Here is an 11,951-nt window from a genome sequence, read left to right as displayed (position 1 = left end):
TGTCGCGGATTCTTCATCTACTATTGATCTCAGTAGATGACGAGGCAAAGGGGCCCCATGACGCGACGATTTCCCCGACCCATAACCGCCACGCCACCGCATCCCCGATCCGGCTCGATCCGGACGGCGACCCGCACCGCGGCGGTCGCGCTGCTGCTCGGCGTGCTCACCGCGGGCACGGTCGCCGCCGCGGGCATCTCGGTCGCCGAATCGTCGGGGCGGTCTCATACCTCGAGCACCGATCCGGGGCTCACGGATTGGAGTGCGCACCTGAGCGACCCGATGGGCGTCAATCACGTCGACTCGAATCCGCTGCTCGCACAGGAGCATCGAAATACGCTGCGCGACTACCACATTCGGGAGAACCGGCGACCGCGGGCCGACGTGCTGACGACGAATCCGAACGCGGACAAGACCTGGACGGCCAATACGCGCCCGGACGGTAGTGCCTGGACGGTGTGCCCGGCGCTCGCCAGCTGGTGCTGACTCGCCGCGGCGAAAATCCCTGTCCCGAAGAACGATCAGGAGTAGATGACGATGAAGTCACTTGCGGTCGCCGCGATCGGCGTCGGTGTGCTCGGCTTGGCCGATGGCGTCGCGGTCGCCGAGCCCGACCCGAAATCCGCTGCCGCGAACTGCCTTTGGGCGGGAGCCGGTTACCGCCAGGGCGACACCGTGCGCGCGGGCGGCTGGAACTTCCACTGCGGCACCGATAACGGCGGCCCGTATTGGTTCCAGGGTGAACGGGTGGCCGGTGCGAGTACTGTCCCCAACCCGGGCGCGCGCACCAACCCCGCCGGGCTTTTCAGCCCCGGTGCGCGTCAACCGGGCACCGCCTACACCGACTATTGTGTCGGTGGCCAGCTGATCGCGGGTACCGAGGACGTGTATCAGGCCGTGGCCCACGGTAATTCGATCTACTGGAAGGCCGCGGCGCCCATCGGGCAGTGGACGTTCGACTCCGCCGCCGAACGTCCCGAGCCGACCTGGCGCACCGGGAGCCTGTGCTACGAGGGCAACCTCACCTGAGCCGGATACCCGCTTCGGCAGGCGATTCGGTGACATCCGCCGGATAGATCATCCGGGCGGGCGGGTTAGCGGTGCGCCGGGCGAGCGGGTAGTAGATCGCGGCCGTCACGACGATGCCGACGATCCAGGAGATATCCGCGCCGCCGAGCAGATCGGTGACCGGCCCGGTGTACAACTTCTGCGCCAGGAACGGGATCTGCGCCAGGATGCCGACGACATAGCAGGCCAGGGCGATGTAGTTCCAGCGTCCGTAGCGCGCCTTCGGATCGTAAAGCGCTGGGATGTCGAAGCGTTCGCGGGAGATCAGGTAGTAGTCGATCAGGTTGATCGCACTCCACGGGGTGAACACGGTCAGCAGCACCAGCACGAAATTCTTGAAGTTGTCGAGGAAGTCGGCGCTGGCGGCCAACGCGATGAGCACGGATACGGCGGTGAACCCGACGATGTAGGCGGTGCGGGCCGCGGTGCTGATGCGGGATCGGCCGGTGAACGCGGTGACCGAGGTGAGCATGGACATGAAACCGCCATATGCGTTGAGGCAGTTGATGGTCAGCTTGCCGACCACGATCACCAGGTAGATCAGCAGCGCCACTGTCGCGGGGCCTGCCAGGTCGCCGATGAACCCCACCTGGTTGCCGAGGAATTTCTTTCCGGCGACCGCAGCCACCAGCGCGCCGAGCGACATCGCCCACTGCGATCCGAGCACGCTGCCGGCGAAGGTGGCCCAGAAGGTGGCCCGCTCGCTGGTCGAGCGCGGCAGGTAGCGCGAATAGTCGGCGACATACGGCCCGAACGTGAGTTGCCAACCGGCGCCGAGGGATACGGCCAGCACGAAGGTGACCGCGTCGAAGGATTTCGCGCCGACCACCGCGGTCACGTCGTATTCGACGAACAGCCGGATGGTGAGGTAGGTGAAGCCGAGGATGCCGATCACCGTCGCGATCCGGCCGACGAGGTGGATCAGGCGATAGCCGGTGACCGCGACAATCGCGGTGAGCACGCCGAATACGACGATGCCGACGGTCGCGTTATCGATGTGCAGGATCTTGTTCACCGCCTGCCCGGCCAGCACGGTGCCCGTCGCGGCGAAGCCGAGATACATCACGACGACGAGCAGCAGCGGTAGCACCGCGCCGAGTACGCCGAATTGTGCCCGGCTGGAGATCATTTGGGGCAGGCCGAGGCGCGGCCCCTGCGCCGAATGCAGCGCCATCACGATGCCGCCGAGGACATTGCCGATGAGCAGGCCGATGATCGCCCACAGCGCGTCGGCGCCGAAGACCACCGCGAGCGCGCCGTCGACGATGGCGGTGATCTGCATATTCGCCCCGAACCATAGGGTGAACTGGCTGCGCGGGGTGCCGTGGCGTTCGGCGTCGGGAATGACCTCGATGGTGCGGCGTTCGATGGTGTGGCCCGCGTCGGGCTCGTTGTGCGGCACGGTTTTCCGCCTTCCGTCGAGAGAAGAGCAGCTACGGAAGTGCGGTTTCGCCGAGAGCCCGGCTCTGCGCCCTCGCTTGTGCTCCGGGTCACTGGAACAACCCGAATGCATAGTCCTGTATATACAAGTCGCTGTCAACCGCTAGTCTCGACAGGCGGCACGACACAGGCGAGAGGCGGTTGCCATGGACCGGTGCGCGAGCGATGCGGACCTGGCCGAGCTGTTCGCGGCCGCGGGCCCGGAATCGACGCCCGCGTACGAGCGGATCAAAAGGCTGATCCGCACCCAGATCGGGGCCGGGCGCTGGCTCCCCGGCGATCAGCTGCCCTCCGAACCGCAAATGGTGCGCGCACTCGGCATCTCCCGGATGACCATCAACCGCGCCTTCCGCGAGCTGACCGCCGCGGGCGTCGTGGTGCGGAATATGGGTGTCGGAACGTTCGTCGCACCGGCGAAGGTGACCTCACCGCTGTTCGAGGTGCGCAATATCGCCGACGAGATCCAGCGGCGCGGACACCGGCACCGCACCGAGGTGGTGTTCCTGCGCAGCGAATCCGCCGATGCCGCGCAGTGGCCCACCGATCGCGTATTCCATTCGCTGCTGGTGCATTTCGACGACGAGTCACCCATTCAGCTGGAGGACCGATTGGTGAATCCCGAAGCGGCGCCGGGCTATCTGGACCAGGACTTCACCGCGATCACCCCGAACCGGTACCTCAGCGAGGTCGCGCCGCTGGTCCGGGGCGAGCATGTGGTGGAGGCCGTACCGGGCAGCGCCGAAGAGTGTGCGCTGCTGCGCATCCGGCGCACCGAGCCGTGCCTGCTGATCTGCCGCCGCACCTGGTCCGCGACGGCACTGGTGAGCTCGGCCCGGCTGCTGCACCCGGGTTCGCGCAGCAGGCTGGAGGGCGCGTTCGAGGTGTGAACCCGGCAATTCGGGCCGCAAACCCGTTTCGCTCTGGCACAGTTGGCGGATGGGCCGATCGCTGGCCGTCGTCTGCACGGCGCTGCTCGCATTCCTGACCGCATGCTCGAAGGCGTCGGACGACGGCAGCCCCTGGGCCGAATTACCGCTGCCCGCAAAGGATGCGCGGATACTGGCGTTCACGTCGATCCCCGGCGGACTGCTCGCGCTCGGTTCGGTGCCGGGACCGGACGGTCGTGCGCCCGCGGCGTGGACGACATCCGATGGCCACCAATGGCGTTCGGTCGCGGTGGAGCCGCACAGTCCCTATGCCTTTCAGACCGAGCTGATCTCGGCCGGAATCGGCGATCGGATCACCGTGCTGGGCCAGGCATTCGGCGGTGCGCACAGTAATCCGCGCATGACCGTATGGGGCGGCGATACCACGAAGCTTGTCGAATTCCCGCAGGCCTTCGAGCTTTTCGGTGGACCGCACTCGATCGCGGTGAGCGCCGCGGCGGCGCTGAGCGGTACGGGGCTGCTGGTGGGCCAGTGGGATGGCAGCAGTCACCGGTACGGCGCGGCGGTGTGGACCTCACCCGACAACGCGAACTGGCAGCGTTCGGCCGACGATCCGGCACTGTCCTCGGCGGTGGGCGAGCAGACGGCCGCAGTGGGAGTGGCCACCGGGCCGCCCGGCTTCCTTGTGGTCGGAAACACCCAGCGCAACGGCGAATTCGAGCCATTGGCCTGGACATCGCGGGACGGCGCCACCTGGCAGCGGATCGCGCTCCAAGGCTCCGGCGCGGTCGCGCAGCGGGCAGGCTGTGGCCTCGACCACTGTGTGCTGCTCGGTCAGACATTCGGGGATCGGCCGCATGCACTTTGCTGGCCGACAATGGATTCGGCTCCGGTAGCCGGGTTGGACGGTCCCAGCCTTGATATTTCGCAGGTACTGGTTCCGGATTTCCGGGCCCCGTTACCGGTCGGGCCGGTTGCGGCTGTCATTCGGATCGACGGCACCGCTCACCTGGTCGAGATGAACTACGACTGCACCCATTGGTATGACCTCCGCATTCCGGTGCGGGCCGCGGAGGCCAGGATCGGTGCACTGCTGAGCGGTTCGGTGCTGCTGGCGACGACGGATCAGGCCGCGAGCCGACTGTGGATCCGGCATCCGCCGACGCTGTAGCCGACGGCCCGCCCGGACGCGTTGCACGGAGCAGGAACGCATCCGGGCCGGTACATCGGGCTCAGTCGAACCACCCATCCATCCGCAGCGCGGTGGACATGCTCCCGCGAATCCCCATCCGGCCGGTGGCCAGCAGCTGTAAACCACTGGCCTGCCTGGTGATGACGCGCAGGAAGGAGACATCGTCGATGGTGACCGTGACATCGGGCGGCAGACCCGCCGGACCCGTTGTCGCGGTGCACGTCCCGTGCGAGACGTGCATATCCCAGATATCCGGGGCCGCGCCGATCTGCCAGCGCAGCACCGAATCCACCCGTCTGGTCTTGCGGACATTGACGCTGGCGCACCAGAGTTCGAATATCCGCTCCAGGATCGCCCGGCGTTGCGCCGGATCGACCATCAGCGCGGTCAGTTCGTCATCGGATGCCTTGGCCACGAATTCGACGAATTCGGCTTCCGTTGTCTCGGGGCTCATTTCACCTCCCTGAGGGTGACGCGCGCCGCCTGCCGCGGCGTGCGGATCTCATCGAGCCAGCGCGCGCCGATCGGTCCGACCACCCGCTGATAGGCGGGCCCGAGCAGCCGGTGCGCCAGCTCGAGGAGCCAGGCGTCCCGGCCGATGAGCACCCGGCCGCGTTCCGCGCGGACACCGGCGAGGATGGTCCGCGCGGCCGAAACCGCCGAAACGCCTGGGTCTTTGTCGAAGGACGCCACCAGCGCGTCGACATCGATATCGCGTGCGGCGGTCGAATTCCGGACGATGCCCGTCTTCACCCCGCCGGGTATGACGCAGGTGACCTTGACCGGCCGGTGCTGCTCGCGCAATTCCATCCGCAGCGCCTCGGTGAACCCGCGCACCGCGAATTTCGATGCGGTATAGGCGCTTTGGCCCGGAAATCCGACCAGTCCGAAGACGCTGGAGACGTTGACGACATGTCCGGCGCCGGAGGCGATCAGGTGCGGCAGGAACGCCTTGGTCCCGTTGACAACACCCCAGAAGTTCACGCGCAGCACACGTTCGAAATCGTCGAGATCCGACTCCTCGACCGATCCGGTGAACGTGGTGCCCGCATTGTTGAACACCACGTGCACCGCATCGAACCGGGATCGAACCTCGTTGGCGTAGGCGAACATTCGATTCCGGTCACCGACATCGACGACGTCGCCGTGCACCTGTGCGCCCAATGCCCGCACCTGGCGCACCGTTTCGGTCAGGCCCGGCTGGTCGATATCGGACAGCGCCAGCCGCGCACCGGACGCGGCCAGCTGTCTGGCCAGCGCCTGTCCGATACCCGAACCCGCACCGGTGACCACCACCGTCTTACCGAGGAATTCGGTCATCGCATCGCCCTGTCTATCTCGGCCAGCGGCGGCGCGCTGATCCTGGCCCCGCGGGCCGGCGCGAAGGCGACGTGCTTGGAGCTGGCCGCCTCCGGTTTGCGCCGGTCGGTGGTGATGGCGCGGCGCGAGAGCAGCACGCGCAGCACCTCGACGGCCTCCATCATCGCGAAATTCGCCCCGACGCAGCGGCGTGCGCCACCGCCGAACGGAATCCAGGTGGACGGCGGAATCTCCGGGCCCAGAAAGCGTTCCGGCCGGAATTCGTCCGGCGCCGGATGATTGGCCGGATCGTTCTGCACGATGCCGATCATCGGCATCAGCGTCGCACCCTTGGGCAGCAGGAATCCGGCCAGCTCGACATCCTCGGTCAGTGTCCAGGTGACCTCGAAGATCACCGGATGCAGCCGCAGCGATTCCTTCACCACCGCATCGAGATACGCGGTGTCGTCGGTGAGCGCCGCCCTGGTCGCCTCCTTGGCCACCCGCGGGTTGCGCGCCAATTCGTGCAGCGCCCAAGCCAATCCGGTGGCCGTCGTCTCGTGTCCGGCGATCAGCAGCGTGATCACCTGATCGCGAATCTCCTTGGGGCTCAGCCGATCATCACCCTCGCCCGCGACGAGCAGCCGGGAGAGCACATCGTCGCGCTGTGCGAGATCCGGTACGCCGCGGCGTTCCTCGATCGTCGCGTAGATCAGCACGTCGATGCTGTGCAGCAGCTCCAGCGCGCGCCGCCACGGACCGTAGCGGCGCGCGGCTGGCACGTTGAGGCCCATCAGTACGGCCAGGTCCATGCTGAGCAGCTTGCCGAGCTGTGCGCGCAATTCGTCGAAGATCCGCCCGTCGGCCATTCCGAAGGTGACCCGCGACATGATGTCGAGGGTGAGCTCGCGCATCCGGTCGTGGCTTTCGAAAGTCGTTGCCAGCGGCCAGGTGTCGACCTCTTTCTCGGTGAGCTCCTGCACCGTTTCCAGATAGCCGCGCACCGCGGTCTTGCCGAACAGCGGCGCCATCAGCCTGCGCAGCCGCCGGTGTTCGGCGCCGTCGGCCATGAACACCGATTGCTCGCCCATCACCGGCGACATCACCCGATTGCCTTCTCCGGCATTGAATCTCGACGGCGGCGAGGTGAACATCGCCCCGATGTGCGCGGGATCGTAGAGCAGGATCACCTTGCGCCACGGGTAGATGTCGAGCGCGATCACGTCGCCGTACTTCTCCCGCAGGCTCTTCGCCCACAGATGCCGCCACCAGGTGAAGATCGCGGTCTGCACCGGCCACGGCAGCCACGGCCCCGGCGGGGCGACCAGACCGCGGCCGCCCCCCGGTTCGATTCGTTCCATCAACATATTTCGCTCCGTGCTCAGGCCAGGAACAGCCCGTGCTCTTCCATCTCACCGACACACTTGGCGAAGGCCTCGGCGATGTGATCGAGGTCGGCCGAGGTGTGCGCGGCGTTCAGGAAGAGTCCGTGCAGTTCCGGGAAGTACACGCCGTGCGGGCGCATGTAGTAGGCGAGCGCGATACTCGCCTTGATATTGGTGCCGGCGATCTTGTCCCGCACCAGCTTCGGCGACGCGTAGTCGAAGGCGATGTTGAACATCGAATGCGAACCCTTGATCTTGCAGGCGATACCGCGCTCGTCGGTGGTCGCCTTCAGGTCGGCGATCAGCCTGCGGGTGTTCGCGTCCAGCTCCGCGTAGATTTCGGTATGGCCGCCAAGGTATTCCAGCACCGCGAGGCCGGCGGCGGTGGTGATCGAATTACCGCTCATGGTGCCGCCGACGAAGGCGCGCTCGTCGATATCGGTGAACGGATCGCCGGTGGTCCGGCCGCGCTCCATCACCTCGGGCCGCCCGACCACCGCACCGCACGGCAGCCCGCCGCCGATGATCTTGCCGAGGCAGGTCAGATCCGGCCGCACACCCGCAAGATGTTGTGCCCCACCGAAATGCACCCGGAATCCGGTGACGACCTCGTCGTAGATCAGCACGATGCCGTTGGCGGTGCAGACATCGCGCAGCTGCTGCAGGAACACCGCATCGTATTCGAGGGTGGCGCCCGGCATCGGCTCGATGATCACCGCGGCCAGTTCGTCCGCGTGCTCGGCGATGGTCTCGAACGCCGACGGGTGCCCGTACTGCAGCAGCACGGTGCGATCGGTGACGGCCCGCTGCGCGCCCGCCGAATTGATCGGCCGCGGCTTGTATTTCTCGCCGCTGAACACGAACCACGAACTGACCGTGCCCTGATCGGTGAAGCCGTGGTAGTGGCCCTCGAATTTGGCGATCCGGTCGCGACGGGTGTGCGCCCGCGCCAGCCGCAGCGCGACCTGCACCGACTCGGTGCCGGAGTTGCACAGGATGACGTTGGTCAGCGGGTCGAAGGCGTCCGAAATCAGTTCCGCCAGATCGAGTTCCCCGCGGTTGCCCATCGCGTTGACCGCGCCCTTGGCCGCCGCCTTCTGAATCGCCTCGACCGCGACCTCGGGTGCGTAGCCGAGGATATGCGGTCCGTAACCGCAAGAGAGGTCGATGTATTCGTTGCCGTCGATATCGCGGACCTTGGAACCCTTTGCCTCCTCGATGATCATCGGGAACTGGCTCGGGAATACGTAGCGGTCCAAATGCGTCGGCGCGATGAGCGCGCGCTCCGGGTTGTCCTTGATCGCGATGGACGCCGGGCTCATCGACCCGATCTCCTCCTCGAAGCGGGCCGCGAGGTCCTCGCTCATATAGGGGGAGTAGCGGTCGTTGAAGCGGCGCGCGTTGGCCCAGATATCGATCTGCGGGTCGACGACGGATACGAAACCCTCACCGGTCAGGAAGGCCAGCGAGAGCAGGGTGAACCGGGTGGTCGGCCGGGCGCCGTACTTGTTGAGCAGCGCGATGGCGTCGTCGAAGAACGACATCGTCGACCACTTGTCGGTCTGCTCGAGGAAATACAGCCGCAGGATCCCCGCCATATCCTCGGCGTAGGCGTCCCAGTGCTTGTCGAGATCGCCGCGCTCCTCGAGGAATGCGTTGGTGAACCGCAGTACGGCCTTGTCCCACTCCTCGCGGGTGCAGGCGAAGTAGAACCCGGCCAGCGCCCACTTGTCGTCCTCGTTCAGCTCGCCGACCAGGCCGAAGTCGAGCAGTACGATCTCGCCGCCCTCGCGGAACATGACATTGCCCGGATGCGGGTCGACGTGGAAAAGGCCGTGAAAGTAGGCCATGGTGTCGAAGGCGTCCTGCATGCGGCGGGCCAGATCCGGGCGCAGTTCCGGCGAGATCAGGTCGACGTCCTCACCGGAGATGCCGTCGATGTACTCCATCACCAGCACCCGGTCGGTGGAGAACTCCTCGAGCACCCGCGGCACCCGCAGGTACGGATGTGAGCTGAAGTTCTCCGCGATGGCGCGCTGCCGCTTGGCCTCCGCGCGCATATCGCACTGCCCGGTGACGAAGGGCCGCAGCTCGTTGAAATTCGCTGGGCCGTCGAGCTTTCGGACCGCGGGAATGAGCGCGTGCGCGGTGTTCAGCAGCGCGCCGAGCACCGTGGCGCTGGCCTGAAGTCGTTCCGCCACACCGCGTTTGACCACCTTGATGGCGACGGTCTCACCGGATTTGAGCACCGCGCGATGCACCTGGGCCACCGAGCCGACCGCGACCGGCTGCCAATCGAAGTGTGCGAAAAGCTGATTCACCGGTGCGCGCAGCTGGGTGCGCAGCGTCTCCTCCAGATCCTTGCGGCTCATCGGCGGCAGGTTGGAGAAGAAGGAACGGAATTCCTCGGTGGCGTCGCGGGGGAGCAGGCCGGTCTGGGTGCCGAGCACCTGTCCGGCCTTGATGTACAGCGGACCCATGTTGAGCAGGTAGCCGCGCAGCAGTTTCGCGGCGGTGACCTGGCCGGTCTCGCCCTTCTTGCGGGCGCCGCTCAGCGCGTAGCGCGCGCCGTAGAATCCGGTCCACCAGAGCAGCCTGCCCGCTTCGACGGCGGCGAGGCCCGGCTTGGTCAGCGCGTCGGATAGTTTCCGCGAATCATTCGACATTGTCGTCTATCTCCTGAAAGTTCAAGCGGTTCAAGGGAGTCGGTAGGGGGCGCAGCCTGCGACGGAGTGACCGTCGGCGGCCAGGAACAGCGCGTGTTCCGCGGTGCCGGGGGCGTCCTCGTCGAGCCAGGCGCGGTAGGCGAAGGGCAATGCCGCACTGTGCGGGTTGCCCGGGGTTTCCGGGGTGAAGTAGCGATCGATACCGACAGCGGCGGCAACGGATTTGGCGAAACCGGGCCGGGGCTCGGCGGACAGCAGCACGGTGCGCGCCGGATCGATCCGCTCCTCGGTCAGGCAGCGCTGCGCCGCATCGATCGCGATCTCGAGCCCGCGCTCCATCGCCGACTCCTCGGGCGGGATCACCGTCACCGTCCTGCGGCCCTCCGTGCCCATCGCGGTGAGCGGGATGAAGCCCAGCGGACGTTGCGGCGCAACGGATCTCGCGCGGTACACCCGTCCGAAGCCGGATTCGTCGGTGCTCGGCTTCACCAGTACGGCCGCCGCTGCGGGCAGATAGGGGAAGTAGACGTCCTGCGGGGTGGTGCGGGCCGGATGCCCGTCGCCGGAGACGATGACGCCCACCCCGGCATCCTTGGCGCCGAATGTCGCGGTGGTCACCTCGATGGCGTCCAGGAATCCGCACGGGCCGTTCATCAGATCGAAGGACAGCGCGGGCGCCGGCTGGCCGACATAGGACAGGTTGATGCCCGCGTGCTTCTGGATCAACGCCGAGATGGCCGGCTCCATCAGGTTGTCGTCGCGATAGATGCCGGTGTTCACCAGCAGATCCACCTCGCTCGGGTCGACACCGGCCCTGGCCAGGCACTGGCGCACGGCCAGCGTCGAGCGGTCGATCGAGCCGAGCGCGTCGGATTCGGGGACGACGGCCGAGGCGAATATGGATATGCGCATGATCAGCTCCTCAGTGCGGAGACTCGCAGGGACATGTGGCCGTACACCATCCCGGACGCGGACGGAATGACCAGAATTTTCGAACCCGGCGCGATGGTGCCCCGTTTCAAATGTTCGTGCAGTGCCACGAAATGGGAGGTAGACGCCGTATTGCCGAAGTCCTCCATGACGGTGAGGCTGGTCGGCGCGGGCACGCCGGATTCCCGCTCCAGCAGCGCGTTGATATAGTCCAGCGCCCGGCTGCTGAATTGGTGATGGAGTATGAAGTCGAATTTCTCTTCTTCTATCTTCGTGCCCCGGGCACGCAGGTAATCGAGATACCAGCGAATCCCCTGCAAATAACGCTCCTCGGTGTGCATCGACTTGTTGTCGGTGTACATCGCGACGCCCTCGGTTTTATCGCTGGGTTTGCCGAGGCAGAATTCCGCGTAACCGGATGAGGTCATCAGGTCGACGTAATCGATGATGTCGGCGTCATCGGTCGCGGTATCGATCACCACGCTCGCGCCCGCGTCGCCGACGCTGAGCGAGGCGAACTGCGGATCGTACTGTTCGGTGATCTCCCGCACGGCGGTCTCGGCGATGGGGGTGATCTGCTCACCGCTCACCACCATCCCGGTGCGGGCAAGGCCCTGGCGAATCATCCGGTCCAGCACCATGACCCCGGTGACCATGCCGGCGCAGGCGTTGCCGATATCGAAGGTCGCCGCCTTTTTCGCGCCGATACCGTCGGCGATCAGGCCGGAGAAGGCGGGTTCGATGCTGAACCGGTCCGGACCCCTGCGGCGGGTTATCGAGGTCGAGATCACTACGTCGAGATCCTCGGCGCGGTACCTGGATCGGGTCAGCGCATCCTCGGCGGCGCGGGTGGCCAGTACGAAAGAATCCTCGTAGCCGTCGGCGGAACGGTCGTAGACCCGGCGCTGCCGGACGCCGGTGAGGGCCTCGATCGGCGGCGCGGCGCGGGTCTCGATTTTGTCCAGGAGTTCGGCGGTCGAGACCGAGGTTGCCGGAAGATAGGTTCCGATCGATTCGATCCTGGTGTTCTTTTCTTTTACCGATGGCATCAGTGCAGCTCCATTCCAGGCTTTTCGATGGCCTT

The 11,951-nt window shown here is 66.3% G+C and carries 11 protein-coding genes; 4 read left to right on the top strand and 7 right to left on the bottom strand.

The features are described 5' to 3' along the window. Positions 1-57: 57 nt before the first annotated feature. Both LGY53_RS21545 and LGY53_RS21540 read left to right on the top strand, forming a co-directional pair. A complete protein-coding gene (locus LGY53_RS21545) occupies positions 58-486 on the top strand; it encodes a hypothetical protein (protein ID WP_225728495.1) in 429 nt (142 codons plus the stop codon). A gap of 51 nt (positions 487-537) precedes the next feature. Further along, positions 538-1,029, top strand: coding sequence for a hypothetical protein (locus tag LGY53_RS21540; protein WP_225728494.1), 492 nt, complete (start codon positions 538-540; stop codon positions 1,027-1,029). Here the strand turns inward: LGY53_RS21540 and LGY53_RS21535 are convergent. After that, positions 1,022-2,470 carry a cytosine permease gene (locus LGY53_RS21535; RefSeq protein ID WP_225728493.1) on the bottom strand — a complete coding sequence of 483 codons (1,449 nt, stop codon included), beginning with the start codon at positions 2,468-2,470 and terminating at the stop codon, positions 1,022-1,024. The genes LGY53_RS21540 and LGY53_RS21535 overlap by 8 nt on opposite strands. A gap of 184 nt (positions 2,471-2,654) precedes the next feature. Here LGY53_RS21535 and hutC point away from each other — a divergent pair, with 184 nt between their 5' ends. Next, positions 2,655-3,395 carry a histidine utilization repressor gene (gene hutC, locus LGY53_RS21530; protein ID WP_225728492.1) on the top strand — a complete coding sequence of 247 codons (741 nt, stop codon included), beginning with the start codon at positions 2,655-2,657 and terminating at the stop codon, positions 3,393-3,395. A 49-nt stretch (positions 3,396-3,444) separates the two neighbouring features. After that, positions 3,445-4,566: a hypothetical protein gene (locus LGY53_RS21525; protein WP_225728491.1), complete on the top strand. Its 1,122-nt coding sequence runs from the start codon at positions 3,445-3,447 to the stop codon at positions 4,564-4,566. Positions 4,567-4,627: 61 nt separating this feature from the next. Here LGY53_RS21525 and LGY53_RS21520 read toward each other — a convergent pair whose 3' ends face one another. Genes LGY53_RS21520 through LGY53_RS21495 form a run of 6 tightly spaced genes read right to left on the bottom strand, consistent with a single transcriptional unit; the run spans position 4,628 to position 11,916 of the window. Further along, positions 4,628-5,041: an SCP2 sterol-binding domain-containing protein gene (locus LGY53_RS21520; protein WP_225728490.1), complete on the bottom strand. Its 414-nt coding sequence runs from the start codon at positions 5,039-5,041 to the stop codon at positions 4,628-4,630. Next, positions 5,038-5,907, bottom strand: coding sequence for an SDR family oxidoreductase (locus LGY53_RS21515; RefSeq protein ID WP_225728489.1), 870 nt, complete (start codon positions 5,905-5,907; stop codon positions 5,038-5,040). Before LGY53_RS21515 ends, LGY53_RS21520 begins: the two co-directional genes overlap by 4 nt. Next, the gene (locus LGY53_RS21510; protein WP_225728488.1) at positions 5,904-7,253 is read right to left on the bottom strand and encodes a cytochrome P450; all 1,350 of its coding nucleotides are present in this window, start codon (positions 7,251-7,253) and stop codon (positions 5,904-5,906) included. Before LGY53_RS21510 ends, LGY53_RS21515 begins: the two co-directional genes overlap by 4 nt. A gap of 14 nt (positions 7,254-7,267) precedes the next feature. Beyond that, positions 7,268-9,937: an aminotransferase class III-fold pyridoxal phosphate-dependent enzyme gene (locus LGY53_RS21505; RefSeq protein WP_225728487.1), complete on the bottom strand. Its 2,670-nt coding sequence runs from the start codon at positions 9,935-9,937 to the stop codon at positions 7,268-7,270. Positions 9,938-9,967: 30 nt separating this feature from the next. Continuing rightward, positions 9,968-10,849, bottom strand: coding sequence for a hypothetical protein (locus tag LGY53_RS21500; RefSeq protein WP_225728486.1), 882 nt, complete (start codon positions 10,847-10,849; stop codon positions 9,968-9,970). 2 nt (positions 10,850-10,851) lie between these two features. Beyond that, positions 10,852-11,916: a 3-oxoacyl-ACP synthase III family protein gene (locus LGY53_RS21495; protein ID WP_225728485.1), complete on the bottom strand. Its 1,065-nt coding sequence runs from the start codon at positions 11,914-11,916 to the stop codon at positions 10,852-10,854. Between the last annotated feature and the right edge of the window lie 35 nt (positions 11,917-11,951).

This window comes from Nocardia sp. JCM 34519.1, from assembly GCF_020361265.1.
GTDB classification, from domain to species: Bacteria; Actinomycetota; Actinomycetes; order Mycobacteriales; family Mycobacteriaceae; genus Nocardia; species Nocardia arthritidis_A.
This window is presented reverse-complemented; position numbering and strand designations above follow the sequence as displayed.

Bases quoted from the DNA above. Each gene is read 5' to 3' on its own strand.
- LGY53_RS21525 (WP_225728491.1), top strand. From the start codon at position 3,445: ATGGGCCGATCGCTGGCCGTCGTCTGCACGGCGCTGCTCGCATTCCTG.
- LGY53_RS21520 (WP_225728490.1), bottom strand. From the start codon at position 5,041: ATGAGCCCCGAGACAACGGAAGCCGAATTCGTCGAATTCGTGGCCAAG.
- LGY53_RS21540 (WP_225728494.1), top strand. From the start codon at position 538: ATGAAGTCACTTGCGGTCGCCGCGATCGGCGTCGGTGTGCTCGGCTTG.
- LGY53_RS21545 (WP_225728495.1), top strand. From the start codon at position 58: ATGACGCGACGATTTCCCCGACCCATAACCGCCACGCCACCGCATCCC.
- LGY53_RS21505 (WP_225728487.1), bottom strand. From the start codon at position 9,937: ATGTCGAATGATTCGCGGAAACTATCCGACGCGCTGACCAAGCCGGGC.
- LGY53_RS21515 (WP_225728489.1), bottom strand. From the start codon at position 5,907: ATGACCGAATTCCTCGGTAAGACGGTGGTGGTCACCGGTGCGGGTTCG.
- LGY53_RS21510 (WP_225728488.1), bottom strand. From the start codon at position 7,253: ATGTTGATGGAACGAATCGAACCGGGGGGCGGCCGCGGTCTGGTCGCC.
- hutC (WP_225728492.1), top strand. From the start codon at position 2,655: ATGGACCGGTGCGCGAGCGATGCGGACCTGGCCGAGCTGTTCGCGGCC.
- LGY53_RS21500 (WP_225728486.1), bottom strand. From the start codon at position 10,849: ATGCGCATATCCATATTCGCCTCGGCCGTCGTCCCCGAATCCGACGCG.
- LGY53_RS21495 (WP_225728485.1), bottom strand. From the start codon at position 11,916: ATGCCATCGGTAAAAGAAAAGAACACCAGGATCGAATCGATCGGAACC.